At 53.5% G+C, this 26,946-nt stretch carries 18 protein-coding genes and 1 tRNA gene; 13 read left to right on the top strand and 6 right to left on the bottom strand.

Annotation, left to right across the window (positions count from 1 at the left end):
• Positions 1-71: 71 nt before the first annotated feature.
• Together KIB08_RS02605 and argH are read left to right on the top strand one after the other, a co-directional pair.
• Positions 72-1,310, top strand: coding sequence for an argininosuccinate synthase (locus KIB08_RS02605; protein WP_034440872.1), 1,239 nt, complete (start codon positions 72-74; stop codon positions 1,308-1,310).
• Positions 1,307-2,731: an argininosuccinate lyase gene (argH, locus tag KIB08_RS02600; protein WP_303989228.1), complete on the top strand. Its 1,425-nt coding sequence runs from the start codon at positions 1,307-1,309 to the stop codon at positions 2,729-2,731. The genes KIB08_RS02605 and argH overlap by 4 nt, the downstream gene beginning before the upstream one ends.
• Positions 2,732-2,762: 31 nt before the next feature.
• On the opposite strand, the gene KIB08_RS02595 is transcribed toward argH, so the two are convergent.
• Positions 2,763-3,338 carry a hypothetical protein gene (locus tag KIB08_RS02595; RefSeq protein WP_303989226.1) on the bottom strand — a complete coding sequence of 192 codons (576 nt, stop codon included), beginning with the start codon at positions 3,336-3,338 and terminating at the stop codon, positions 2,763-2,765.
• 170 nt (positions 3,339-3,508) lie between these two features.
• Between KIB08_RS02595 and KIB08_RS02590 the strand changes: the two genes are divergently transcribed.
• Positions 3,509-4,450, top strand: a complete 942-nt coding sequence (locus KIB08_RS02590; protein WP_303989223.1) for an SDR family NAD(P)-dependent oxidoreductase — start codon at positions 3,509-3,511, stop codon at positions 4,448-4,450.
• A gap of 23 nt (positions 4,451-4,473) precedes the next feature.
• Here KIB08_RS02590 and KIB08_RS02585 read toward each other — a convergent pair whose 3' ends face one another.
• From KIB08_RS02585 to KIB08_RS02570, 4 genes are all read right to left on the bottom strand, one after another.
• The gene (locus KIB08_RS02585; RefSeq protein WP_303989220.1) at positions 4,474-5,055 is read right to left on the bottom strand and encodes an RNA polymerase sigma factor; all 582 of its coding nucleotides are present in this window, start codon (positions 5,053-5,055) and stop codon (positions 4,474-4,476) included.
• A 229-nt stretch (positions 5,056-5,284) separates the two neighbouring features.
• Positions 5,285-7,234 carry a TRAP transporter permease gene (locus tag KIB08_RS02580; protein WP_303989217.1) on the bottom strand — a complete coding sequence of 650 codons (1,950 nt, stop codon included), beginning with the start codon at positions 7,232-7,234 and terminating at the stop codon, positions 5,285-5,287.
• Positions 7,218-7,760 carry a DUF1850 domain-containing protein gene (locus tag KIB08_RS02575; protein ID WP_159823124.1) on the bottom strand — a complete coding sequence of 181 codons (543 nt, stop codon included), beginning with the start codon at positions 7,758-7,760 and terminating at the stop codon, positions 7,218-7,220. The genes KIB08_RS02580 and KIB08_RS02575 overlap by 17 nt, the downstream gene beginning before the upstream one ends.
• On the bottom strand, positions 7,761-8,723 hold the full coding sequence (locus tag KIB08_RS02570; protein ID WP_159823123.1) for a TAXI family TRAP transporter solute-binding subunit: 963 nt from the start codon (positions 8,721-8,723) through the stop codon (positions 7,761-7,763).
• Positions 8,724-9,064: 341 nt separating this feature from the next.
• Between KIB08_RS02570 and KIB08_RS02565 the strand changes: the two genes are divergently transcribed.
• The 7 genes from KIB08_RS02565 to KIB08_RS02535 all read left to right on the top strand — a co-directional run bounded on the left by KIB08_RS02565 (position 9,065) and on the right by KIB08_RS02535 (position 16,164).
• Positions 9,065-9,140, top strand: a tRNA-Thr gene (locus KIB08_RS02565).
• Positions 9,141-9,869: 729 nt separating this feature from the next.
• The gene (locus tag KIB08_RS02560; RefSeq protein WP_303989209.1) at positions 9,870-11,942 is read left to right on the top strand and encodes a TonB-dependent receptor plug domain-containing protein; all 2,073 of its coding nucleotides are present in this window, start codon (positions 9,870-9,872) and stop codon (positions 11,940-11,942) included.
• Positions 11,943-12,048: 106 nt separating this feature from the next.
• On the top strand, positions 12,049-13,014 hold the full coding sequence (locus KIB08_RS02555; protein WP_303989206.1) for an ABC transporter substrate-binding protein: 966 nt from the start codon (positions 12,049-12,051) through the stop codon (positions 13,012-13,014).
• A complete protein-coding gene (locus KIB08_RS02550; protein ID WP_303989204.1) occupies positions 13,014-14,441 on the top strand; it encodes a radical SAM protein in 1,428 nt (475 codons plus the stop codon). The genes KIB08_RS02555 and KIB08_RS02550 overlap by 1 nt, the downstream gene beginning before the upstream one ends.
• Before the next feature lie 85 nt (positions 14,442-14,526).
• A complete protein-coding gene (locus KIB08_RS02545; RefSeq protein ID WP_303989201.1) occupies positions 14,527-15,039 on the top strand; it encodes a flavodoxin family protein in 513 nt (170 codons plus the stop codon).
• 139 nt (positions 15,040-15,178) lie between these two features.
• On the top strand, positions 15,179-15,577 hold the full coding sequence (locus tag KIB08_RS02540; protein ID WP_303989199.1) for a DUF3310 domain-containing protein: 399 nt from the start codon (positions 15,179-15,181) through the stop codon (positions 15,575-15,577).
• The gene (locus KIB08_RS02535) at positions 15,577-16,164 is read left to right on the top strand and encodes a GNAT family N-acetyltransferase (protein WP_303989196.1); all 588 of its coding nucleotides are present in this window, start codon (positions 15,577-15,579) and stop codon (positions 16,162-16,164) included. The genes KIB08_RS02540 and KIB08_RS02535 overlap by 1 nt, the downstream gene beginning before the upstream one ends.
• A 36-nt stretch (positions 16,165-16,200) precedes the next feature.
• On the opposite strand, the gene KIB08_RS02530 is transcribed toward KIB08_RS02535, so the two are convergent.
• Positions 16,201-17,028 carry a MetQ/NlpA family ABC transporter substrate-binding protein gene (locus KIB08_RS02530; protein WP_303989194.1) on the bottom strand — a complete coding sequence of 276 codons (828 nt, stop codon included), beginning with the start codon at positions 17,026-17,028 and terminating at the stop codon, positions 16,201-16,203.
• 319 nt (positions 17,029-17,347) lie between these two features.
• On the opposite strand from KIB08_RS02530, the gene KIB08_RS02525 reads away from it, so the two are divergent.
• The 3 genes from KIB08_RS02525 to rpoC all read left to right on the top strand — a co-directional run bounded on the left by KIB08_RS02525 (position 17,348) and on the right by rpoC (position 26,803).
• On the top strand, positions 17,348-18,352 hold the full coding sequence (locus tag KIB08_RS02525; protein WP_303989191.1) for a metal ABC transporter solute-binding protein, Zn/Mn family: 1,005 nt from the start codon (positions 17,348-17,350) through the stop codon (positions 18,350-18,352).
• Positions 18,353-18,719: 367 nt separating this feature from the next.
• Positions 18,720-22,694, top strand: coding sequence for a DNA-directed RNA polymerase subunit beta (gene rpoB, locus KIB08_RS02520; RefSeq protein WP_303989188.1), 3,975 nt, complete (start codon positions 18,720-18,722; stop codon positions 22,692-22,694).
• A gap of 17 nt (positions 22,695-22,711) precedes the next feature.
• On the top strand, positions 22,712-26,803 hold the full coding sequence (rpoC, locus tag KIB08_RS02515; protein WP_303989185.1) for a DNA-directed RNA polymerase subunit beta': 4,092 nt from the start codon (positions 22,712-22,714) through the stop codon (positions 26,801-26,803).
• The last annotated feature ends 143 nt before the right edge of the window (positions 26,804-26,946 follow it).

Genomic DNA, 26,946 nt, shown 5'->3' with positions numbered 1-26,946 from the left:
ATTATTCATGATGACGTATAATTATAACAATATTTTAAATGCTCTTACCGCAAACCAAAGGAGGAAGTTCTATGTCAGACGTAAAAAAAGTAGTGCTTGCCTATTCGGGCGGGTTGGATACATCGGTAATTATTCCCTGGTTGAAAGAAAATTACCAATGCGAAGTGATCGCGGTCTGCGCCAATCTCGGCCAGCCGGAAAATTTTGACGCCATTGAAAAAAAGGCGCTGAAAAGCGGTGCGTCGAAAGCGTTTGTTTTGGATCTGCGTCAGGAATTTTTGGAAGAGTACGTATGGAAGGTGCTGCAAGCGGGCGCGGTGTACGAAGGCAAATACCTGCTCGGCACTTCCTTCGCGCGGCCGATCATCGCCAAAGCGCTGGTCGATATCGCCAAACAGGAAGGCGCCGACGCGGTGGCGCACGGCGCGACGGGCAAAGGCAATGACCAGGTGCGGTTCGAACTGACGGTGAAAGCGCTCGCGCCGAATCTCACCATTATCGCGCCGTGGCGTTTGTGGAATATCAAGTCGCGGGAAGACGCGATCGCTTACGCGGAACAACATCAGGTGCCGATCAACATGTACGCGAGCGACGATCCGGCGAAACCGAAACAGCCGTACCCGTACAGCATGGACTGGAACATTTGGCATTTATCGCATGAAGGCGCCGACTTGGAAAATCCGGCGAACGCGCCGCATGATGATATGTACATGGTGACTTGCGATCCGACCAAAGCGCCGGACGAAGTGACGGAAATCACGCTGGGCTTTGTGGAAGGCGTACCGAAAACGCTGAACGGCAAAGAACTTTCGGCGGTCGAAATGATCACCGAGTTAAATAAAATCGGCGCGGCCAACGGTATCGGCATCGCGGATATCGTCGAAAATCGTCTCGTCGGCATGAAGTCGCGCGGCGTGTATGAAAATCCGGGCGGCGCGATTTTGTTCTACGCGCATCGCGAGTTGGAATACCTCTGCCTCGATCGCGCGACGTACCATTTCAAGGAACAGGCGAATGTGCGCTATGCGGAACTCGTGTATGACGGCATGTGGTATTCGCCGTTGCGCGAAGCCTTGCAGGCATTTGTCACGGAAACGCAGAAAACCGTGACGGGCGAAGTCGGCTTGAAATTGTATAAGGGTAATATCATGAGCAACGGCGCGAAATCACCGTACTCCCTCTACAATGAAGAGTTCGTCACGTTCGGCGCGGACGAAGTGTACAATCAGGCGGACGCGGAAGGGTTCATCAACCTGTTCGGCTTGCCGCTCAAAATCCGCGCGCTGATGCAGCAAAAGGAGCAAAAATGAAATTGTGGGGCGGCCGTTTTCAGGAAGAAACGGCACCGGAGGTAGAAGCGTTCACCGCTTCGATTCCATTTGATAAAAAATTGTACCGCGAAGATATCGCAGGCTCGATTGCGCATGCGCAAATGCTTGCCGCGAACGGGATCATCAGTGAAGACGACGCGGCGCAAATCAAAGACGGCCTGCTGAAAATTTTAACATCGATTGAAAACGGCGAATTCACTTTTTCGATCGGTCTGGAAGATATTCACATGAATATCGAAAGCGCGCTGACGGAGGCAATCGGCGACGCGGGCAAACGCCTGCACACCGCGCGCAGCCGTAACGATCAGGTCGCGCTCGATATGCATTTGTACATGCGGCGCGCGATTGTGGAAACGGGTGAGGCGCTGTTGGCACTTCTGAAAACGCTCAAAGAGGTCGCGACAGATTACCAAGACGTCATCTTGCCGGGGTACACGCATTTGCAAAGGGCGCAACCCATTTTACTCGCGCAACATCTCATGGCGTACTTCCATATGCTGGCGCGCGATTTCCGTCGACTTGAAGGTTGCTGGCAGAGTGCGGATATCATGCCGCTCGGCGCGGGCGCGCTTGCCGGCACGACGTATCCGACGCGGCCGGAAATGGTCCGCGACGCGCTCGGTTTCAAAGCGCTCTACGCCAACAGCATGGATGCGGTCAGCGATCGCGATTATTTGCTCGAGTATCTCGCCATGGCCTCAATCGCCATGATGCATTTGTCGCGCCTTTCGGAAGAAATTATCTTGTGGGCGTCGTCCGAGTATCGTTTTATCGAACTTTCCGACGCGTTTACTACCGGCTCATCCATCATGCCGCAAAAGAAAAATCCGGACGTGAGTGAACTCGTGCGTGGCAAAACCGGCCGTGTTTACGGTCATTTCATTGCGCTGGCGACGGTAATGAAAGGCTTGCCGCTCGCGTACAATAAAGACTTACAGGAAGACAAAGAAGGCGTGTTTGACACGGTCGCGACCCTCGGTTTCGCGCTGCGGGTCTACGCCGATATGCTGCGTTCCATGAAAGTCAATCGGGAACGGATGCGCGCCGTGTTAGATGATGATTTCTCCAACGCGACCGACATGGCGGATTACCTTGCCAAACGCGGCGTGCCGTTCCGCGAAGCGCACGCGATCGTGGGCAAAGCGGTGCATTATTGCATTGAAAACAATAAAGTATTGACGGATCTGACGCTTTCGGAATTCAAAACATGGAGTCCGGCGTTCGATGAGGATATTTTGGACGCGATTTCGATTGAGGCGTGCATCGCCGCGCGCGATACGCACGGCGGCACGGCGCCGGCGCGCGTGGCGCGGCAACTCGAAGGCGCCGCCAAGTTGCTCGCCGTGTACGAAAAAATCCAGGCGGAACGCGCCGAGAAAGCGACATTGCCGCTCGCGTAAACAAAAAAGACTGTCCGCGGACAGTCTTTTTTTATTCCGGAAAATGCGGCGGTTCCGCTTTTTCCTGCGGGCGACACAAAATCTGCAGCGCTTCGGCGAGACGCAAGGCGACGGGGTAGAGCGGATGGGCGGCCGGTTGCGGTAAAAACGCCAGCGCCTCTTCCAAGTGGCGCCGCACCGTCGCGGGCTGCCAATACACCGTCAAGCGCGCGCCGCCGTGCAGCAGTACGGAGGATTCATGGGCGCAAGCACCACTTTCCACCTGCTTCACGCAAAGCACATTGATGTAACCGATCGTCGCGTCACGCGGACATTTCGGACGGCGCACTTTCAGCGGCACGAGCACCGTCGGCGGCAGCACGAGCGGACGGTACAACGCGCGTTTTTGAAATACGCCGCGCAATAATCGCGGACTGGTAGCCTGCCGCTTGGTCATGCGGCGCAGCCACGTCGTCAGCGTGACGGGGAGCTCTTCCGTAGCGCCGTCGGGATAATACACGCGCACGCAATCACCGGCGTCGGTATAAACAGGACACGCCGCGGCGATGGCCTCCGGCCGTTCCGAGAGCGGCGCGTTCATCGAGTCAAACATTGGCAAATCAATCACGAAATCCTTTCCCAAACAAACCGAACATATGTTCTATTCGTATGGTAGCAAGTTATGCGTAACGCGTCAATGCGAAAAATATTTATGGGATTTTTTCGGCGAAAAAAGCGGTTTCCGTTTGACATGGTCCGCGCTTTTGCCCATAATAAAAGCAACGTAAAGGAGGAAACATGCCTACTATTTTATTGACCGGCGGCGCGGGCTTCATCGGTTCGCATATCGCCGAAACATATACGCGAAAAGGTTGGCGGGTGGCGATTGTCGATGATTTTTCATCCGGCACGATGGAAAACCTCGCGGCCATTAAAGACGCGCCCAATGTCACGATTTATCACGCGGATATTCGCGATCGCGAAACCTTGCGCGAGATATTCGCCGAGGTGCGCCCCGATGTGGTGAACCATCACGCGGCGCAAAAATCCGTGGCCGATTCCGTCACGGATCCTCTTCGTGATCTCGATATCAACGGCCGCGGCTGGCTGAACGTGTTGTTGGCGGCGGGGGAATACGGCGTAAAAAATATTATTTACGTATCGTCCGGCGGCGCGCTTTCCAAAATCATCGAAGGCGATGAAAAATCGCAGGAAATCGACCCGCCGCAGTTGATTTCTCCGTACGCCATTCACAAGTACGGGGGCGAGCAGTATTTGGCGAATTATCAGGAAAAATACGGCTACGAGTACACGATTTTACGTTACGCGAATGTGTACGGACCGCGGCAGATTCCCGACGGTGAATGCGGCGTGATTCCGATCTTCGTGAATAATGTGCGCGCGGATCGTCCTTCCGTCCTCTTTACGTATCCCGATATGCCGCGCGGTTGCTCGCGCGATTACGTGCATGTCGATGACGTGGTGCGGGCGAATGTCATGGCGCAGGAAAAGCCGGCGAATGAGCCGGTCAACATCGGTTCGGGAGAAGAAATTTATATTCTCGATATCTATGAAAAAATTTGCGACGTGTTTGAGTCCGACGCGCCGATCGCGATCGAAGGACCGCGCGAAGGCGATATTCGCCGCTCCGTTTTGGCGGCCGATCGCGCCCGCACGCTTTGGGGCTGGCGACCGCAAGTGACGTGGCAGGAAGGCTTACAGTCGCTGCAAAAGGAATAAAAAACGGCCGCAAGGCCGTTTTTTTATGGCTTGTCCGGCGCGTACGCGGCGAGTTTTCGACGCAACGCGTCAAGTGCCCGACGTTTGAGCGCGCTGATCGCTTGCGGTGTGCAATGAAGCTCCCGCGCGAGTTCGCCGCGCGTTTGTTGCCTAAAGAATAAACCGTAAATCACGTGGCGCTGACGTTGCGGCAAGGTGAGGAGCGCGGCATGCAACGCGCGATAGAGTTGGTTTCTGGCGTACGTCGCGTCCGGTTGTTCGCGCGGCGGCGCGGAAAGCGGCAAAGTATCCGTGTCGCCGCCGTTTTCCCGTTGCTCCGTGCGGGTGTGTTTCGCGCAGGCATTCCAGGCGGCGTAACGCAGCTGCGTTTTCAAATATCCCGCCACCGGCACGCGGCGACTTTTATCGTAGCGGCCGACGGCTTTCCAAAAAGCGAAGCGAATGACGGCGAGCAACTCGTCGCGATCGCGCGTGAAAAAGGTTCGCGCGGTCGCGTGGATAAGCGGCAGGTAGCGGCGGTACAATACGGTCGCGGCAAGCGTGTCGCCGGCTTGCGCCGCGGTCACTAGGTCGATGTCGTTCGCGGTCAGATAGGAAGTTTTCATGTTGTCTCATTTCCGAGGCCTCTTGTTTTTTGCGCATGTCTACTGTAACGCGCGGGCGTACCGCGGCGCAAAAAACGAGCCGGCGCGGGCAATGAGCGCTGCCGTGTAAGCGGAACACACTCCCAAGCGAGTCGTTGCGACTCGCCGAAAAAATCGTTCAGACACCATGCACAGCCTGATTTTCCGGCAACAAAAAAGACGCTCGAGCGAGCGTCTTTTTGTATTTGTTTTAGGCGTTTGCCTGTTTGCGACCGCGTTGCCATTGCAGGAAAAACAGAACGGCGAGGAGAACGATGCCGACCATGTCGGTCGTTGCCCCCGTATCGATCATGCACAGACCGCCGATTATGAAGAGAATGCGTTCCCATGCTTTCTCTTTGACGACGAAGTGACCGATCATCGCGGAGCTGATCGCGACCATGCCGATGATGGAAGTGAGCAGCACCATGAGAATTTTAGGAATCGTCGTATCAATCATCAACATCGCGGGTGAGTTGACGAAAATATACGGAATCAGGAACGCGGCGATCGCCAGCTTCGAAGCCTGCACGCCGGTACGCAACGCGTTACCGCCCGCAATCGCCGAACCCGCGTACGCGGCCAGCGCGACCGGAGGCGTCACGTCGGCGACAATGCCGAAGTAAAAGACGAACATATGCGCCGCGAGCACCGGCACGCCGAGTTGTACCAATGCCGGCGCGGCAATCGTCGAAGTAATAACGTAGTTCGCCGTCGTCGGAACACCCATGCCCAAGACGAGCGAAGTCAGCATCGTGAAGAAAAGCACGGCGAGGAAAACGCCGCCCGAGAGATCGATCAAGGCGGAGGCCATCTTCAAACCGATACCGGTTTTGGTGACCACGCCGATGATAATGCCTGCCGCCGCGCACGCCGCGAGTACGGAAAGCATGTTGCGCGCGCCGTCGATCAGACCCTGCACGACTTCAATGAATGAGAGCCGCGTATTTTTGCGGAGCATCGCCGCCGCGACCGTCAGGAAAATACCGATTAACGCGGCGCGCATCGGCGTGTAGCCGCTGACCAAAAGACCGATGATGACGACCAGCGGTAACGCCAAATGCCCGCGCTCACGGAAGATCACACCGAATTTCGGCAGACTTTCCCGCGGCAAGCCTTGCAGATTTTCCCGCCGCGCTTCGAAATGAACGCCGAGCCAAATACCGAGGAAATATAAAATCGCCGGGATTGTCGCCGCTTTGACGACTTCCATGTACGGTACGCCGACAAACTCCGCCATCAGGAACGCCGCCGCGCCCATGATCGGCGGCATCAGCTGTCCGCCGGTGGAAGCGGCCGCCTCGACCGCGCCGGCAAAATCACGATGGTAGCCGAGTTTTTTCATCATCGGGATCGTAAACGAACCTGTCCCGGCGACGTTGGCGACCGATGAGCCCGATACCGTGCCCATCAAGCCGCTCGACAGCACGGCGACTTTCGCCGGACCGCCGCGCGCCCAGCCGGCGACGGCATTTGCCAAATCAATGAAGAAGTGACCGAGACCGGTCGACTCCAAATAGGCGCCGAATAAAATGAAGAGAAAAATAAAAGTGCTCGAAACGCCCAAAGGAATTCCGAAAATGCCTTCGGTCGTAAAATACAAATGGCCGACCAGCTGGTCCCAGTTCACGCCGCGATGCCCCAAAATGCCGGGGATATACGGGCCGGCAAAGGCGTAGGCGATGAAAAACAGCACCACCGACACCATCGGGATGCCGACCACGCGCCGCGCCGCTTCAATGACGAGCAGCACGCCGATTGAGCCGACCGCCATGTCCAGCGTATTGAAATTGCCCGCTCGCAATACTAAATCATGATACTGCGTGATGATGTACAAAGGACCGCTTGCCGCGAGCAGCGCTAAAAACGCGTCCAGCGGATGAATGCTCGCGCGATTCAGCCAGGTCTTGCGCGTCGGATATAAGAGAAACACCAGCACCAATCCGAAACCTAAATGCACCGCGCGTTGTAATTGCGCGTCAAGTACACCGAAAATACCTGTATATAATTGAAACAGAGAAAAACAGATCGCGATGAAAGAAATGAGTTTTGCGATGTGACCGCGATATTGCGCCACGCGATTTTCTTTTTCCAGCGCCATGACCGCCTCTTGCGACACGGCGTCATCTTGTTTTGAACGAACCTTACGTTCTTCTGCCATTTCTCTCACCTCCTAACCAATGGTTGAAATGCTCATAGTAGCTGCGCCAGCGCGGGGTGACGGACAATGTCACCAATGTGCCCGGCGCATGTCGTTGATACAGCGCGTACGTCGTTTGCAACGTAACGGTAAGTTCCGTCCCCAAACCCGTCCGTAACGTCAGCGGGCGGGGCAGAACCCGGTTAATATCATCCAAATAAAAATACTCGCCGTCGCTTCGAAAATTACCTTCACTCGGCAAAAAAGGCAAACCCACGTCGTAGGATTTGTACTTGGTTGCCCGCAAAATAAAACCGTCCGCGGTATCATTTACCGTCAAATATTCCCAGACGTGGGTCTGCTGGACCGAATGCCGATAATGAATAACGACGGAGCGTCCGCTGTACGCATGACCCAAGTCATGCCATTCGTCGCCCGCCGTCAGAAAAATCGCCGGCCGCATCGACCACCAAGCGATCGTCACCACCAAAGCAAAGCTCAACAATGCCAATAGGTAGAACGGTCGCTTGATGAGTAAGCGTTGCAATTATTTCTCCTTAAAGAATTTTTCCGCCCCGGCGTTCATCGGAATCGACATGCCGTCCTGCGCGGCGTCTTTGGTAATCATCTTGCCGACCGCGTGGGCCGCGGCCATCTTGTCGAGATTCGTGTAAATGGCTTTGGTAACGTTGTAGCCCATTTCATCGGAGAGTTTACTTGTTGTCGCGATCATCGCGCGTACCGAGACGGCCAGCGTATCGCCGGCTACGCCATTATACGTACCTGCCGGAATGGAAATCTTAGTATAGTACGGATATTTTTGCAAGAGCTGGTCGGCCACCGCCGCATCAAGTGAAATAAGGGAAATCTGATTCGATACCGCCAAATCCTGGATGGCGGCTGTCGGGAAACCGGCCGTGACGAATGCGACATCGACATTACCGTCTTTGAGCGCGCCGGCCGCTTCACCGAACGAGAGGTATTGCACTTGGATATCGCTGTATTCAATGCCCGCGGCGTTCAAAATTTGCCGCGCGTTCGCTTCCGTGCCGGAACCTGCCGCGCCGACCGCTACGCGTTTGCCGCGCAAATCATTGATCGATTTGATGCCGGATTTTTCCAACGCTACGATCTGTACCGTTTCCGGATACAGCGTCGCTATGCCGCGCAGGTTGTCAACTTTTTTGCCGTCAAACATTTCCAGGCCGTTCGCCGCATAGTAGGCGATATCGTTTTGGATCAGCGCCAAATCCAGCGAGCCGTCTTTGAGCATATTGACGTTGGCGACAGAGGCCCCGGTGCTTTGCGCGGACGCATTGACATTGGCGATATTTTTATTGAATAACTCCGCCATCGCACCGCCCAGCGGGTAGTAAGTACCTGCCGTGCCGCCCGTGCCGATATTCAAATATTGCTGTTTGGCACCGCCCGAACCGCCGCAACCGGCTAATGCGACCACCGCGGAAAGACCGGCGGCCATCATCAATGTCGTCATTTTGGAAAACTTCATTTTAATCATCCTTTCTTGGTTTGTGGGGGTTCGGCAATAAAAAAAGGAGCTTACGCTCCGAGCTGCGTACAGCGGCTCACTGAGCACGCCGACGCCATTGCCGACTCGATACCCCAAGGTACGAAATGTTAAGTTTTCGTTGCCAATTTTTTAATTGCCATCATTGTATCATTATCAAACGCAGGTTGCAACTGTAATGCGCATGAATTATGTATACAGTAAAATGTATCGTCGCAAAAGCGTGCAGGAACCGGTATAACAATAAATAAAAATACCATTGATCAAATACTTGTCATCTATTGACAAAAGCGGCGGGTATCGTCTATACTAATCAAGTCGATGCCGGCATAGCTCAGTTGGTAGAGCGGCGCATTCGTAATGCGTAGGTCGTAGGTTCAAATCCTATTGCCGGCTCCATATGACATTAAACTCCCTGCTTTTTGTGGGGAGCTTTTATTTTACTTTAGAGCGACACGACGCAATGCACACGAAGGTTCAAGTCGTATTGCCGGCTCCAGATAAAACATAACTCTTCGAGATATTTCGGAGAGTTTTTTTATTTCACTTTAGAACGACACGACGCAATGCACACGTAGGATCAAGTCGTATTGCCGGCTCCACATTAAACCAAACTCTCCTCTATTGTGGAGAGCTTTTTATTTTAGAGTGGCGCGACGCAATGCACACGTAGGTTCAAGTCCTATTGCCGGCTTCAGATGAAAAGAGCACTCCCCTAGATTTTGCGGGGAGTTTTTATTTCATTTTAGAGCGGCGCATTCGTAATGCACACGTAGGTTCAAGTCCGATTGCCGGTTCCGGATAAAAAACAACTTTCCGAGAGTTTTGCGGGAAGTTTTTATATTTTAGTATGGATAAAATTCATAGTACAAAAATTTTCAGATGATATTCGATGATATTAAATAGGATTTCAAAAAAATGATATAGTTTACATTTGTGCGAAAAAATACTTTAATGAAATAGATATATATATTGATTTATACGCTTAATTACAATGATCTATGCCACAAAAAAATATACACAAAAAATAAAATTAGAGTTATAGAAACATATTTACTTTGATGAAAAACAGTATATAATGATAAAAGGATTCAAAAATATTTTTACATTCATTGACGGAGGGAAACAATGAACAAATTGGCACGTCGACAGGCTGCGCTTTTGGCAGCGTGTTGTTTGGGATGTATGACTGCCATGGCGGCAGATGCACCGGTATATGACATCGGAGATATCGTTGTCACGGCTACACGCACGCAAAATGCGACGAAAGAAGTGCCGGCGGCGACGCAGGTTATCGATGGCGAGAAGATCCGGCAAAGCGGTGCGTCGAATATTCGCGAAGCGCTTTCGTACTATACTAATATCATGCAGACAAAGATCGATCGTGGCGGTCATGATGTAATGATTCGCGGCATGGACACGAACAAATCGTTGATTTTAGTCGATGGCCGCAAACTGGCGAACGAGTCCTCGAGCGCCGGCTTAGGCACTGCGCGTGCTATGGAGCGAATCAATTTGCAACAAGTGGAACGAATTGAAGTACTCCGCGGACCGTCGAGCGCGCTGTACGGATCGGATGCGATGGGCGGCGTGATTAATATCATCACGAAAAAATCGACCGCGCCAAGCGGCGCCATCGGCGGTGAATACGCATCCACGGGCCATACGCAGTGGGTTCATTACGATACCGGACGGCAAGGGAAACTGGCCGCTACCGTAGGGGTGCGTCTCCGTCATACCGATCGAGACACGATCGATGGTGAACAGTGGTCGGAGTATTTCGGCAATGATCAGACGTATAACCTCGCTCTTGACTACTATTTTGCCGATGCGAATAAGTTGACCTTTACAGCGGATTATTATCATGAGAAATTATCCAGTGACGCGCAGCATACCGAGTTGAGACCTCTGCGGGTTATGATGGGGAGAATACCTTTAACCGGCATGGCGCAGATCACGGGCGGAAAAGACACAAAGTCGGAACAGCAAACGTATGGTTTGCGTTGGCAGCGCACTACGGCGGCCAACGATTGGGAAATCAGCGCGTACATGAGCCGTTTTGACTGGGAAGACGAAACCGACCCTCATGTCATTAAAACGGTGCCGGGACCGAGTCAAATGGAAAAACGAGCGTATGATGCTGTAGTACGCAAGCAAAATGCATACGACTTCAACGACAATACGAATCGCGAATGGACGCTGGAGGGCAGAAACTCCACGCAGCTTACCGATAATCAGCGACTTACTTACGGCGTGACGTATACTTCGGCTAACGTCAAAGGCACGAATTTAGGTGTCGCCGGTGAGAAGCAGCACAATGTTTCCCAAAACGGTACGGATAAAGTGGTGTCGGAGCGCTCCTTGACCACGTACGCGGCGTATGTGCAGGATGAAATTCGCGCCGACAAATGGTTTATCGTGCCGGCGTTGCGTTACGATCACAATGAATACTTCGGCGGTCACGTTTCACCGAAACTCGGCGTGACGTACAACGCGCGTGATAATTTCCGCATCAAAGCGAATTACGGCAAAGGTTTCCGCGCGCCGTCGCTCATGCAGCTCTTCTATGATTTGGATCGTAAGATGGGACCGTCCTGGGTGCATGTCGTGGGCAATCCGAATCTCAAGCCGGAAACATCGACCGGCTGGGACTTGGGAGTCGAAGGCGAATGGGATCGCGGCTACGGTTCGCTGACCTACTTCGACAACAAAGTGGATGACCTGATCGACAGCTTGAATGTGGGTGCGGATCAAAACGGACATAAACTCTACCGCTTTAACAATGTGAAAAAAGCCCGTATTAAAGGCGTCGAAAATACTCTCGGCTATCGCTTCAACGATACCCTTTCCGCGCAAGTGGTTTCCACCTGGCTGGATGCGAAAGATACGACGGCCAATAAAGATTTACCGCGTCGTTCCGAACTTTCACAAGCTTGGCAGCTGCGCTACGATGACCATCAGGATACAGGTTGGTCCGCGGCGTTGTCGTTGCAATATGAACACAACTACTTAGTGGAGCCGGCCCCGAAACAGGCGGCGACAGAAAAGAAAAGTTATCAACTTTGGAATCTGACCGTTACCCGTCAATTCAATCCGGATCTGCGTTTGTGGGGCAAGATCGAAAACATTGGCGACAAGTACGATAAAAATCTTGGCTTGTATGGTCGCGAGTGGGCGCTCGGTTTGGAATATCAGTTTTAACTGTGCAAGAAAAAGAGGAGAATATTCTCCTCCTTTTTTCACATAGGGTGGGACACGCTGCAAGAGAATTTTTAATGGGCATACATACCATGGAAGGGATGATTGCGTGCATAGACATTGGTGGCAAGGCTGGCTGCTGTTTGTTCTCGCGGCGGCGTTGCTCGTCGGTTGCGGGCAGGATACGGCAACAAAAAAAACGCAAGAGCATGTGTTTTTCCAAGGAACGGACGTGCGCGGACAAACGGTTACGTTGACTAAAAAGCCGGAGCGGATTGTATTGTTGTCGCCGTCAATGCTGGGAATTATGGAGGCGGTAGGCGGCGATTACGTCGCCTGGGCGGAAACCGGTAATGATCGCGTTACGGAGCGGGCGAAAGATAAACCGAAAGTCGGCCATTTGGCGCATCCGAATGCGGAGGCAATTGTCGCGGCGAATCCGGATCTGGTGATCGGATACGGCAAACTGCACGGTAAATTGGCGCAGGTGCTGGAGGCGAATCATATTCCGGTATATTTGCTGAATTTGACAAATTATGATGATGTGTGCGAGGCGATTCGTTTGTGCGGAGCGGTGAGCGGGAATAATGAACGAGCCGCCGCAGTGCAACAGGAACTGGCGCGGAGAATGCAGCAGGAAATCGCCAAGGCGCCGCGCGAACCCGTGCGGGTAGCAATTTTATTCGGCACATCGCAGGCGGTGACGCTGGATTATGAAACAAGTATCGCTTCCGACGTCGCGCGTCGGCTCGGTTTCACGGATGTATTTGCCGGCCGCAGTCAAACGGAATCCGCGCGTTTGGCGCCGTTCAGTTTGGAGGCCTTGGCGGCGGCGGATCCCGATGTGATTTTGTTGCGCACAATGGCTCGACACGGGGAACTGAACGGTATTTTTGACAAGGCGCTTTTGGATCAACCGGCGTGGGCGACGTTGCGGGCGGTGCGAAACGGTCGCGTGTATCAGCTGCCGCAGGAACTTTTCACGAGCAATCCCGGCGTTGCGTATCCGCAATCGGTTCGGTACATGGCGGATGTCGTCGGCGGTCATGCGACCTCCGGTAAGGAGCGCCCGTAATGACGGTGACGAAAGAGCAATGGCTGGATCGCTGGGAGTCGTTGCAAAACGAACCGCTTTTTGTCGCGGCGGGAGCGCAGTGGCGGCGCGCGCCTTGGGACATCGTATGGCGGGACGTACCCGCGTTGCCAAGTCAGATGCGGCTGAACTCGGAAGACTTGCAGGCGAGATTGAAAGACTATTTGGATCGGCCTGCGTCCGCGCGACCGATCGCATTGTACCTGCATATTCCCTTTTGCACACTACAATGCACATATTGCGCGTTTCCCAAGCGGCATTACCGGGCGCGACAGGTGGAAGAATATGTGGCGCTGCTCTTGCGGGAAATCGCTTACATTGGACAAACAAAATTCGCTCGCACGGCGAATGTGGCGGCGATTTTCTTCGGTGGCGGCACGCCCGGCGTATTGCAGCCGGAACAGATTCAAGCGATCATGGGGGCGTTGCGCAAGGCGTTTACCATAGCTCCGACAGCGGAAATTACTTTCGAATCGAGCCTGGATGATTTCAATATGGAAAAATATCACGCCGCCGTCACGAGCGGGATTAACCGTTTCAGTTTCGGCGTGCAGGCGTTCACGACCGACGTGCGCCAACGTATCGGCCGTCGCGATACGCGGGAAAGCGCCAAGCGCCGCCTGAGCGAATACGTCGCGGCGGGGCGAGCGGATATTGTCATTGATTTGATTTACGGGCTTCCGGGACAGACGGCCGCGAGCATTCGTGAAGATGTGCGCGATGCGATGGAGTGCGGGATTGCCGGCTTGGATTTGTACAAATTGCAAATTTTGCCGAAATCGATTTTAGGGCAGCAATATAAAAGAAATAACTGGACGCAGGATCAAGATAAATTGCAGGAGTTGTTCCGCGCCGCCACGGAAGAGTTGGAAGCGGTCGCCGAGCCGATTTCCTGTTCACATTGGCGTACTCGCGAAAGTGAGCGCAGCCTGTACAATACATTGGTCTTTGCCGGCCACGACATGGTGGCTTTTGGCATGGCATGCGGCGGTCGCTTGGGACGCGTCCGCTTTATGAAACCGATTGTGCCGCCCATGTATCGCGCGGCGGTTGCGCAAGGATATCGGCCGATGGCAGGGAGTCTCGTTGGTACGGAAGACGCGGCGTTGCGGCGCCTGACATCGGCGGCGGATCGCGGTGTGATCATACCGCAACGTTTGGACGAAGAAACGAATTTGCCGATGTCACTTTTTCTCACGCCGATTTTGCAATCCTGGGAAGCTCGCGGACTGGTCACGCGGCGCGGCGATATCTACGTCTACACGGCGGCCGGCCGATATGCGTACAAAGCGATGTCGCGTTTTTTGCAATGGGCGTTTCATTACTTGGCGTACGACGCGACGACTTTTGAATCAAGCGATAACGACGCGAAAAATAATTTGGCCGCGGATAATCCGATGTCGTTTTGAGCATTGGCGAAACGGTCGCGAGTTCTGTATCGGGCGATCATTGCGCGGATAACTGACTCGCGGCAGCAAGAGAAGGAGAAACAGCATGCCGAAATATCTGATTGTATATTCAAGCCGCACCGGCAACACTCGCCGCATGGCCGAAGCGTTTTATGCAGCGGCGCCAACGGGCAGTCGTCTCGCGGAAATGCGGGAAGGCGTCGATCCGGCGAAATTTGACGCAGTGTTCGCCGGTTTTTGGGTGGATAAAGGAATGCCTAATGCGCAGGCGCGGGATTATTTAGCGTCGTTGCGACATGTGAAAGTCGTATTGTTTGCAACGCTCGGCGCCGATCCAAAATCCGATCATGCGCAAACGTCCCTGCAAAAAGCGGCGGACCTGTTGGCGGACAACTGTCGCGTCTTGGACACGCTGGCATTTCGCGGCGCGATCGATCCGAAACTGATCGAAGCGATGCGAAAACACGCCAATCCGAATTCCTACCACACGCCGGAACAGATGCGCCGCTCCGTGGAGGAAAGCGCCGGTCATCCGAATGAAGCCGATTTCGCGAAAGCGCGCGCGTACATGGAAAAATTTGCGCCGGCGCGCGGCTGAGCAGAAGAAATATGAATCGTAAAAAGCCGCTCTCATCATGATGAGAGCGGCTTTTATATTTGTGCATATGTAGATGTATAAAATAAATAATGATGTACAATGAAGAAAACTTTTCTTTGCAACGTAATGAGGTGAAATTATGAAACGAAAACCGCATGATCCTGTGCAAAGTCCGTCTTACTACACAGACGGCCGTTATGAAACGATCGAAGCCATTGAGGCGTGGAGGTTGGATCACCATGCCGGTGACGCGCTGGCGTATATCAGCCGCGCCGGTAAAAAATCACCCGAAACGTACCGCCTCGACCTGCAGAAAGCGCTTTGGTACATTGACCGGATTCTGGCCGAGCCGCACCTGCGCGATATTGATCCGCAGGATTTTACCGAAGACAAACGGTTGACACCGATTTTAGCGGCGGCAGTGGTTCATTTGCAGGCGGCGAGCGCGGCCGATCAGGCGGGGAATCGAACGCGCGCCCGAGCGGAGTGGGAACTTGTGCGCGAAGCATTGCAGCGGGCGCTGGCGGAGAAAGAATAATGGCGACGCTGGCGCTGCGTCCGGTGGATGAAAAAGATACGTCGGCCTTGCGCGCGATTTACGCCCCCTATATCGCTACGCCCATTACATTTGAGATAAAACTTCCGAGCGAAGCGGCATATGCCGAGCGAATTGAAGAGATCGCCGCCATGTATCCTTACATTGTTGCGGAATATGGCGGTGAAATAGTCGGGTATGCGTATGCGCATCGCCATATGGATCGGGCCGCGTACGATTGGAATGCGGAGGTATCCATTTACCTCGCCCGAAACGTGACGCATCGGGGGATCGGCACTAAACTGATGGGCGCATTATTGGAGATCCTGGCGCGACAGGGGATCCGAAACGCGTACAGTCTGATCACATTGCCCAATCCTGCCAGTATTCGTTTGCATACGGCATGCGGATTTAGACAGTACGGGATCATGCATCAGACGGGCTTTAAAGCCGGCATTTGGTATGATGTAGGCTGTTACGAAAAGACGCTTGCCGCGCATGAAGAAAATCCCGGCGCGCCGGTGTCCTGGCGCGCTATTTCCGACGCTGCCGTGAGAACGGTTCTGGCGCGCTGGGGAACACTCGGATAATAAAAAAGACCTGCCGCGGCAGGTCTTTTTGTATGCTTAGAAAGCGGAGATAATGGCACCTTTGTATTTATCCGAGATAAACTTCTTGGTGGACTCGCTTTGCAGCGCTTTCATCAGTTTTTTGATTTCCGGACGTTGTTGGTCGCCGTCACGAATGACGACGATGTTGGCGTACGGGGAATCTTTAGATTCGAGATAGAGCGCGTCGGAGGTCGGGTTCATGCCCGCGTCAATCGCATAGTTCGTATTGATAACGGCAATGTCGACGTCATTGATAGCGCGCGGTAATTGCGCGGCTTCCAGTTCCGAAATGACCAAGCCTTTCGGATTGGCGATGATGTCCGCTACTGTCGCCGTGATGCCCGCGTTTTTCTGCAGGTCGATCAAACCGGCCGCTTTCAGCAGAAGCAATGCGCGTCCGCCGTTGGTCGGGTCGTTCGGGATCGCTACCTTCGCGCCTTCCGGCAAACCGCTCAAGTCTTTCAACTTACTCGAGTATACGCCCATCGGTTCGAGATGGACCGCGCCCGCGGAAACTAATTTCAAATTGTGTTCGGAGTTGAAATTGTCCAAGTACGGCTGGTGCTGGTAGAAGTTCGCGTCGAGTTCTTTATCGTTCAGCGCGAGATTCGGCTGTACGTAATCGGTGAATTCAACGACTTGAAGATTGATGCCCTCTTTCGCGAGCGCCTCTTTGACATTGCCCAGAATTTCCGCGTGCGGCACCGGGGATGCGCCCACCTTAATCGTGACGGACGGTGCGGGAGCGGCCGCTTTTTCTGACTGTTTGTCGCTGCCGCAGCCGGCGATTACAAGAGCACATGCCATGACACCGACACCGGCTAAACTATACCATTTTTTCATGTCATAACCTCCTTGAATTTTTTGAATTGTCCTCAATATAGCATTTTCCCGATGCTTCGTCAAACAAATAAAACAATTATGCAGACAATTGTATATGAAAAATAATAAAATGGACTGAAATAACATCAAGATACGCGCTATAAACCGTATTTTTTTACAAACGAAATATAAAAATATAATTAAGGAAAAGTGAGCGAAAAGGAGATGCGCCTTGTCGTTGCCGCCAACGGAATATCTGAACGACTGTTCTGCGGTACAGCGTGAAATTGACGTTGCTTGTTAAATCGCTATAATCGGGGAATAGAAAGGATGTGGAAACGTGAAGAAGTTAGTTTGGGTATTGAGTTTGTGCGCGGCCTTGCTGGCGCTTGTCGGTTGCGGTCAGACCCCGCAGGAAAATCAGGGAAAACTGCAGGTGGTAACGACCGTGTACCCCGTGTACGATGTGGTGAAAAAAGTGGCGGGGGATCACGCCGATGTCACGCTTTTGGTGCCGCCGGGAGCGGAGCCGCACGATTGGGAACCGACCGCGAGCGATTTGAAGAAAATCGGTCAGGCGAAAGTCTTTTTCTACAACGGCGCGGGTTTGGAACCGACCGATCAGATTTTGAAGAAGGAAATTACGCGTGACGCGATGGTCGTCGAATTGAGTCATGGATTGGATCTGCTGAAGGCAGAGGACCATGATGACGATGATCACGATCATGATCATGATGCCGATCACCATGACAAAGATCATCACGATGAAGATCATCACGATGAAGATCATCATGCGGAAGGCCACCATCATCACCACCATCACGGCGGCGTGGATCCGCACGTGTGGTTGGATCCGCAAAACGTCATGAAGGAAGCGGCGGCCGTCGCCGACGCGTTGGCGAAAGCCGATCCGGCGCATGCCGACGCATACCGCGCCAATGCGAAAAAATACCAAGACGAATTGGCGGCGCTCGACAAGGATATGAATGCGGCGCTCTCGTCGCTCGCGAATAAAAATCTCGTTGTTTCACACGAGGCGTTCGGCTACCTGGCCGCGCGCTACGGCTTAACGCAAGTCGGCATCATGGGTGTTGACGCGGATGCCGAACCGACGCCGGACCGCATGGCGCAACTGGTCGAATTCATTCGTGAACATGATGTGCGCACGATTTACAGTGAAGAGCTCGTCAATCCGCGTTTGGCTGAAGCCATTGCCACGGAAACCGGAGCCGTCGTACGCGTGTTGAATCCGATCGAAGGCTTGACCGTCGCGCAGGAAAAAGCGGGCTACGACTACATTAAATTGCAGCGTGAAAATTTGGCGACCTTGACCGCCGGTCAATAATAATATGCTCCCCTTTAGCCGTCACCTCGGTGACGGCTTTTTTCTTGCCGCCAGAGAATGGACGCACCATGTGCATGCAAAAAATGGAATTAACTTGCCAGGCTTTGAAATTTGCGGTACAATCACTTACGAAAGTTGAATATGGAGTATTACGTCTTTTGATTGACATTTTCTGTAATCAATGATAAAATTACTAATTGCAGTAGTGTCATTATGATCGTGGAGACTGATAGAGGAGAGACGCAGTACAAAAAATGCAAAAGCAAGGTTCAAAAAGGAACCTTGCTTTTATTGTCATTTTTCGAAAACGACACGTGAATAGCCGAGACGACACGATAACGCCAATATCAGAAAGGGTGACAAGTGCATGTTCAAACCGGTAAATATGGGCACGCGGAAACGGTACACCTACGCCAAGATCAATGAGGTCTTGCAAATGCCGCACTTGCTCGATTTACAGCGAAATTCCTACCTGTGGTTTCAGGAAGAAGGACTGCGGGAAATTTTTGAAGATATTTCTCCGATTGAAAGCAATGAACGGGGCAATAATCAAGACGGCAAATTAAAACTTTATTTTGATGATTACAAATTCGGTGAACCGAAATATGATATCGCCGAATGCAAGGAACGCGACGCGACGTTCGCGGCGCCGCTGCGCGTGAAAGTTCGTCTGGAAAATGCCGAAACGGGTGAGCTCGCCGAAACGGAAGTATTTATGGGCGACTTCCCGGTGATGACCGATACCGGTACGTTCGTCATCAACGGCGCGGAACGCGTCATCGTCAGTCAGTTGGTGCGTTCGCCGGGCGTATATTACAGCGGCACGATCGATCAGATGGGTAAGTCGCTGTTCAGCTCCACGGTGATTCCGAATCGCGGCGCCTGGATTGAACTCGAAAGCGACGCCAACGATATCGTGCACGTTCGCATCGACCGTAACCGCAAGTTGCCGGCGACGGTTCTCGTACGCGCGCTGGGCTTTGAAACGAACGATGAAATCATGGATCTTTTCGGTGACGATCCGCGCATCGCGGAGACGTTGAAAAAAGACCCGACGCGTTCGCAGGAAGAAGCGTTAATTGAAATATATAAGAAATTGCGTCCGGGCGAACCGCCGTCCATCGACAGCGCGACTTCGATGTTCAACAATCTGTTCTTCGATCCGCGCCGCTATGATTTGGCGCATATCGGACGTTATAAATTAGGTAAGAAATTAGGCTGGCAGGGCCGTCTGTTCGGTCAGACGTTAGCGCGCCCGTTGGTTCACCCGCACACGGGTAAAGTCGTTTTGCCCGAAGGCACCGTGATCGGCAACAAGGAACTGGAACAGATCGCGGCCTCCGAAATGTTTTCCGATGCCGGCTCCGACTGGGCGCGTCAGCTCGAAGGCAAGACGCTGGTGGATACTCTCGTGGATATCAATACCGGCGAAGTGCTTTTGGAAGAAGGCACGAAAGTCGGCAAGAAAGAGCTGAAAGCGATTAAAGACAGCGGCATGTTCAAATGCATGCCCGCTAATGACATCGAGGCCATTATTGAAGGCGTGTTGCCGGCGCGTCGTGTAGAAAAAACGCTCGCGCAGAAACGCATTCCGGGTCTGCAGGAAATCTATGTCCTGAAAGGGGAAGGCGAAAACCGTCAGGAAGTCAAAATCGTTTGCAATAACGTGAACCTTCCGGACACGTTGCGTACCGTTGAACCGGCGGACATGATCGCCAATATTTCCTATTTATTGAATTTAATGGAAGGCATCGGCCATGTCGATGATATCGACCACTTGGGGAACCGCCGCTTGCGTTGCGTCGGTGAACTGTTGCAGAACCAGTTCCGCATCGGTTTGACCCGCATGGAACGTGTCGTCAAAGAACGTATGGCGACGCAGGATATCGACAACCTGACGCCGCAGATGCTGATCAATATTCGTCCGGTCACAGCGGCGCTGAAAGAATTTTTCGGTTCGAGCCAATTGTCGCAGTTCATGGACCAGACGAACCCGCTGGCGGAACTGACGCACAAACGTCGTCTTTCCGCATTGGGACCGGGTGGACTTTCGCGAGAACGCGCGGGCTTTGAAGTTCGCGACGTGCACCATTCGCACTACGGCCGCATGTGTCCGATTGAAACGCCGGAAGGTCCGAACATCGGCTTGATTTCGTCCTTAGCGAACTTTGCGAAAGTCAATAAATACGGTTTGATTGAAACGCCGTATCGCGTGGTGAAACATGACGGCGATGATGTCACCGTCACGAGCGAAGTACGTTACGTCACCGCCGATGCCGAGGAAAACCTCGTCGTGGCGCAGGCGAACGAGCCGCTCGATGAAAATAACCACTTTGAGCATGCGCATGTCGCAAGCCGTTTGCAGTCCGATGTTATTGAAGTCGCGCCGCAACGCGTGGATTTGATGGACGTCTCGCCGAAACAGGTCGTTTCGGTCGGTACGGCCTTGATCCCGTTCCTTGAAAACGACGATGCGAACCGCGCTTTGATGGGCGCGAACATGCAACGTCAGGCGGTACCGCTTTTGCGTACGCAGGCGCCGCTCGTCGGTACGGGCATGGAATACACCGCCGCCCGCGACTCCGGCGTGTGCGTTCTCGCGAAACGCGCGGGCACGGTGGAACGCGTCACCGGAAAAGAAATCATCGTCAAAACCGATGACGGTAAATTGGATCGTTACGATCTGATCAAATTCATGCGTTCCAACCAGAGCACCTGCATCAACCAGATCCCGCTCGTTTATAAGGGCGATCGGGTGGACGCGGGCGATGCGCTGGCGGACGGCATGGCGACCGACGGCGGCGAACTCGCGCTCGGTTACAACGTGCTGGTCGCGTTTATGCCGTGGGAAGGCTACAACTACGAAGACGCGATTCTTCTCTCGGAAGAATTGTGCAAGGAAGACATTTACACGTCGATCCATATTGAAGAATACGAATGCGATGCGCGCGACACGAAGCTCGGCGCGGAAGAAATTACCCGCCAGCTCCCGAATGTCAGCGAAGATTCGTTGAAATATTTGGATGAAGAAGGCATTATTTCGATCGGCGCGGAAGTGCGCCCGGGGGATGTCCTGGTCGGTAAAGTCACACCGAAAGGCGAAACCGAACAGACGCCGGAAGAACGTTTGCTGCGCGCCATTTTCGGCGACAAAGAACGCGAAGTCCGCGACACCAGCTTGCGCGTGCCGCACGGCGAATCCGGAAAGATCGTCGATGTTCGCGTGTTCACCCGTGAAAACGGCGATGAACTGCAGCCGGGCGTCAATAAACTCGTTCGCGTCTACATCGCGCAGAAACGTAAGATTCACGAAGGCGATAAGATGGCGGGCCGCCATGGTAACAAGGGCGTTGTCTCCCGCGTCATGCGCCAGGAAGATATGCCGTTCATGCCGGACGGCACGCCGATTCAGATCGTGTTGAACCCGCTCGGCGTACCGAGCCGTATGAACATCGGTCAGGTTTTAGAAACCCACTTGGGACGCGCGGCTCAGGCGTTGGGTATGGAAATTCGCAACAACGATCCGGATCTGCCGCGTCGCTTGAAAGAATACGGTTACGATGTCGATAAATACGGCATGCCCGAACCGGATGTCGCCGGTATTCATATCGCGACACCGGTCTTTGACGGCGCGTCGGAAGTCGACGTATTTAGCACGTTGAAACTCGCCAACTTGCCGGAAGACGGCAAGACCGAACTGTTCGACGGTCGCACCGGTGAAAAGATGGACAACCGCGTTACCGTTGGTTACAAATACATGTTGAAGTTGCACCACTTGGTCGATGACAAGATTCACGCCCGTTCGACCGGTCCGTACTCGCTCGTCACCCAACAACCGTTGGGCGGTAAAGCGCAGTTCGGCGGCCAGCGTTTCGGTGAAATGGAAGTCTGGGCGCTCGAAGCGTACGGCGCGGCGTACACCTTGCAAGAAATCTTGACGGTGAAATCCGATGACGTGATCGGCCGTGTGAAAGCGTACGAAAAAATCGTCAAAGGGGAAAATATCCCCGAACCGGGCGTTCCGGAATCGTTCAAGGTACTCTTGAAAGAGCTCCAGTCGATCGGCTTGGATGTTCGTATTTTGAATGAAAACGGCGAAGAAGTCGTCATCCGTGAACTCGAAGAAGAGGACTTGCCGCAGGCGGAAGAAAATGAACTGCGTGAAGTCATGGAAGCGGATGCCGGCGGGCAAAGTCGAGTTTCCGCGGAGACGGAAGACGCGGACAACGCGCCGGAAGAAAATGAAATGAGTGTGGAAGAAACGGCGCAGCAGGCCGATACCGCAAATATCGCCGCCGCGGAACCGTTCTTCACCGATACTGATAGTAACGACGCTGAATAGTGAAGGGAGCGGTAGATTTGTTAGATGTGAACGAATTTGATTCGATGCAAATCGGACTGGCTTCGCCCGAAAAAATTCGTGCCTGGTCGCATGGTGAGGTTACCAAACCGGAAACGATTAACTATCGGACGCTGAAGCCGGAAAAAGACGGTCTCTTTTGTGAACGGATTTTCGGTCCGACCAAGGACTGGGAATGCCATTGCGGAAAGTATAAACGGATCCGCAATAAAGGCGTCGTCTGTGATAAATGCGGGGTCGAAGTCACCCGCGCCAAAGTACGTCGCGAACGCATGGGGCATATCGAATTGGCCACCCCGGTGTCGCACATTTGGTACTTCAAAGGAATTCCGAGCCGGATGGGACTCATCCTTGACGTCTCGCCGCGTTCGTTGGAACGTGTCCTGTACTTCGTGTCCTACATCGTGTTGGATCCGAAAGACACGGGACTTAAGAAAAAAGAACTGCTGAACGAAGCGGAATATCGGGAAGCGGTCGAAACCTACGGTTACAACTCGTTTGTCGCCAAGATGGGCGCGGAAGCGATCCAAACCTTGCTGGCGGAAATCGACCTGGAAGAATTGCGCAAAGAACTGCGCGCGGAAATGCAGGAAGCGAGCGGCCAACGCCGTTTGCGCGCGATCCGTCGCCTAGAAGTCGTCGAAGCGTTCCGTAAATCCGGCAACCGTCCGGAATGGATGATTATGAACTGCGTGCCGGTCATTCCGCCGGAACTGCGCCCGATGGTGCAGCTCGACGGCGGTCGGTTCGCGACCAGCGATTTGAACGATCTCTATCGCCGTGTCATCAACCGTAACAACCGTTTGAAACGTTTGTTGGAACTGCATGCGCCGGAAATTATCGTGCGCAACGAAAAACGCATGTTGCAGGAAGCGGTCGACGCGCTCATTGATAACGGCCGTCGCGGCCGCGCGGTCACCGGACCGGGCAACCGCGCGCTGAAATCCCTTTCCGATCTCTTGAAAGGTAAACAGGGCCGTTTCCGTCAGAACTTGTTGGGTAAGCGCGTTGACTACTCCGGCCGTTCCGTTATCGTTGTCGGACCGGAACTCAAAATGCACCAATGCGGTCTGCCGAAAGAAATGGCGCTTGAACTCTTCAAACCGTTTGTCATGAAAGAACTCGTTGCCCGCGGTTTGGCGAACAACATTAAAAACGCCAAGAAAAAAGTCGAAAAAATCGCGCCGGAAGTGTGGGATGTCCTCGAAGACGTCATCCACAAACATCCGGTTCTGTTGAACCGCGCGCCGACCTTGCACCGCTTGGGTATCCAGGCGTTCGAACCGATTCTTTGGGAAGGTCGCGCCATCAAATTGCACCCGCTCGTTTGCGCGGCGTACAACGCCGACTTCGACGGCGACCAGATGGCCTGCCACTTGCCGCTTTCGGTCGAAGCGCAGGCCGAAGCGCGTACGCTGATGCTTTCCGTCAACAATATTTTGTCGACGAAAGACGGTAAACCGGTCGCGGTACCGTCGCAGGATATGGTTCTCGGCGCGTACTATCTGACCATTGACCGTTCGGAAGAATACAGAGATGAGAAAGGCGCGCTACGGATGCTCGTGCCGGCGACGGAATACAGCCTGATGGACGAAGAGGCACGGAAAAACGCGATCTCGATCCCCACATTTGCCGACTACGATGAAGTCGTCATGGCGTATGACCAGCACTTCATCGACTTGCAGCATTATATCTTTGTACGTATTCCGGAACGCGGTCGTGTCTTGACCACGGCCGGTCGCCTGATTTTCAACATGGCGCTGCCGGAAGAATTGCGTTACTACCGTGAAAATGAATCCGGTCAGACGATGCTCGGCGTGCTCATGGACAAGAAAGAGCTCGCTCGCCTGATTAACAATTGTTTCCGTCATTTCGGCATGGCGCATACCGCGGATCTGCTCGACCGCGTGAAGACGCTCGGCTTCCACTACGCAAGAAAAGCCGGCATGACGATTGCCATCGCCGACATCAAAGTGCCGGAGACGAAAGAAACGATTCTTGCCAAAGCCGATCAGCAGGTCGAAAAAGTGAACAGCCTCTTCAAACGCGGTTTGATCACCGACGATGAACGCTATCGCAAAACGATTGATATTTGGAACGACGCGACCGGCGAAGTTACGCGCGAAATGATGCAGGGCTTTGATAAATTCAACCCCTTGACCATGATGGCGCAATCCGGCGCCCGCGGTAACGAACAGCAGATCCGTCAGCTCGCCGGCATGCGCGGCCTGATGGCCGACCCGTCCGGTCGCATCATCGACTTGCCGATCAAGTCGAACTTCCGTGAAGGCTTGACCGTTTTGGACTACTTCACATCGTCTCACGGCGCGCGTAAAGGTTTGGCCGATACGGCGCTCCGTACAGCGGACTCCGGCTACCTGACCCGTCGTCTCGTCGACGTCGCGCAGGATGTTATCGTGCGTGAAGAAGACTGCGACATTGTTTCCGTTGATCTCGTTCGTGAGCGCGGTCGTCTCGCGGCTACGGCCAAAGAAGCGATCGCCGCCATGCAGGATAAATTGCTCGGACGCGTTCTTGAAACCGCGGTAGTTGATCCGGAAACGGGTGAAGCGCTCGTTGCGGAAGGTACGAAACTTACCGCCAAAGATTTGCAGGTCATCGGCGAGCATCTGGTTCCGCAAATCGTTTTGCACGGCTCGTACGCCAACACGGAAGAACACGAACACGTCTCCAGTGAAAACACCGTGGTCACTTTGGGGCAGCCCGAAGACAACCTGCGCAACAAATTGCGCAAACACATGGTGGATCGCATGCTCGGCAAGGAACTTGTCGAAGATGTGGAAACCGTTGCCGGTGAAGTTCTTTATCAAAAAGGACAGAAACTCACCGAAGCGATGATTGAAAAAATCCTCGCCAGCGACGCCCGTCGTGTCGTCGTTCATTTGGATGAAATCGACGGTATTGAAGTCGAAGCCATCGTCGAAGGCGACGGCGTCATTGAACCGTTGCGCGACCGTCTCGCCGGCCGCATCACCGCGGAAGATCTTTACAACAAAGAAACCAACGAGCTTATCATCGCGAAAAATGAGCTCATTGATGAGGAAACCGCAGCCGAAATCGAAAAACACTACGACACGGTCAAAATTCGTTCGGTTCTCACCTGCCAGTGCCGTCACGGCGTCTGCCGCAAGTGCTACGGCCGCAACCTCGGAACCGGTCGCATGGTCGAAGTCGGTGAAGCCGTCGGCATCATCGCGGCGCAGTCTATCGGTGAACCGGGTACGCAGTTGACGATGCGTACGTTCCACACCGGCGGCGTCGCGTCGAACGAAGATATCACGCAAGGTCTGCCGCGTGTTGAAGAACTTTTCGAAGCGCGTAAACCGAAACGCTACGCGATTATCGCGGAAATCGGCGGAACCGTGCAGATCGAAACGCTGGAAGAAAATAAACAAATCCAAAAAATCCACATTACCGACGGCGGTGAAGAATGGTCCAAAACCATTCCGTACGGCCTGAAAATCGTGGTCGAAGACGGCGACACCATCGCCAAAGGCGACCGCCTGACCGAAGGCTCGATCAACCCGCACGACATTCTGCATGTACTCGGCGTCCAGGCGACCCAGCGTTACCTCGTCTACGAAGTACAAAAAGTATACAAATCGCAAGGTGTTGAAATTAACGACAAGCACATCGAAGTCATCGTGCGTCAAATGCTCCATAAAATTAAATTGGATGACGCCGGCGATACCGATATGCTGCCGGGCGATACCGTCGAAGCCAACCTGCTGGAACTTGAGAACAAACGCTTACGTTCCGAAGGAAAGAAGGAAGCCAGCGGCAAACATATCCTCTTGGGTATTACCAAAGCCGCCCTTGCGACCGATTCGTTCCTTTCCGCCGCATCCTTCCAGGAAACCACACGCGTTCTCACGGAAGCTGCGATCAAAGGTAAAATCGATCCGTTGCTCGGTCTGAAAGAAAACGTCATCATCGGCAAACTGATTCCGGCCGGTACGGGCATGTCCCGCTATCGCAACATCAGCCTTGCGGAAGACAAACCGCAAACGCCTGCGGAAAACGCCGAAGAAAGCGCTGACCAAGCGGCAGAAGCGGCAGCCGAAGCATAAAGCAAAGCAAAATAAAAAGAGACGACAAGGTCGTCTCTTTTTTTGTGGCTCAGATTTTGCAATCATTGGGAAACTGTTTAGGTAATTAATAATGCCCGACGGTTGCGCATCTGTTTTTTTATTTCGCTTTCTACTCATACGGA

This window comes from Negativicoccus succinicivorans, from assembly GCF_018372215.1.
Taxonomy (GTDB): Bacteria; Bacillota; Negativicutes; order Veillonellales; family Negativicoccaceae; genus Negativicoccus.
This window is presented reverse-complemented; position numbering and strand designations above follow the sequence as displayed.

Coding starts and splice junctions, on each gene's coding strand:
- KIB08_RS02580 (WP_303989217.1), bottom strand. CDS start 7,234: ATGGCAGAAGAACGTAAGGTTCGTTCAAAACAAGATGACGCCGTGTCG.
- rpoB (WP_303989188.1), top strand. CDS start 18,720: ATGTTCAAACCGGTAAATATGGGCACGCGGAAACGGTACACCTACGCC.
- KIB08_RS02605 (WP_034440872.1), top strand. CDS start 72: ATGTCAGACGTAAAAAAAGTAGTGCTTGCCTATTCGGGCGGGTTGGAT.
- KIB08_RS02530 (WP_303989194.1), bottom strand. CDS start 17,028: ATGAAAAAATGGTATAGTTTAGCCGGTGTCGGTGTCATGGCATGTGCT.
- KIB08_RS02585 (WP_303989220.1), bottom strand. CDS start 5,055: ATGAAAACTTCCTATCTGACCGCGAACGACATCGACCTAGTGACCGCG.
- KIB08_RS02535 (WP_303989196.1), top strand. CDS start 15,577: ATGGCGACGCTGGCGCTGCGTCCGGTGGATGAAAAAGATACGTCGGCC.
- argH (WP_303989228.1), top strand. CDS start 1,307: ATGAAATTGTGGGGCGGCCGTTTTCAGGAAGAAACGGCACCGGAGGTA.
- KIB08_RS02590 (WP_303989223.1), top strand. CDS start 3,509: ATGCCTACTATTTTATTGACCGGCGGCGCGGGCTTCATCGGTTCGCAT.
- KIB08_RS02540 (WP_303989199.1), top strand. CDS start 15,179: ATGAAACGAAAACCGCATGATCCTGTGCAAAGTCCGTCTTACTACACA.
- KIB08_RS02570 (WP_159823123.1), bottom strand. CDS start 8,723: ATGAAGTTTTCCAAAATGACGACATTGATGATGGCCGCCGGTCTTTCC.
- KIB08_RS02550 (WP_303989204.1), top strand. CDS start 13,014: ATGACGGTGACGAAAGAGCAATGGCTGGATCGCTGGGAGTCGTTGCAA.
- KIB08_RS02560 (WP_303989209.1), top strand. CDS start 9,870: ATGAACAAATTGGCACGTCGACAGGCTGCGCTTTTGGCAGCGTGTTGT.
- KIB08_RS02545 (WP_303989201.1), top strand. CDS start 14,527: ATGCCGAAATATCTGATTGTATATTCAAGCCGCACCGGCAACACTCGC.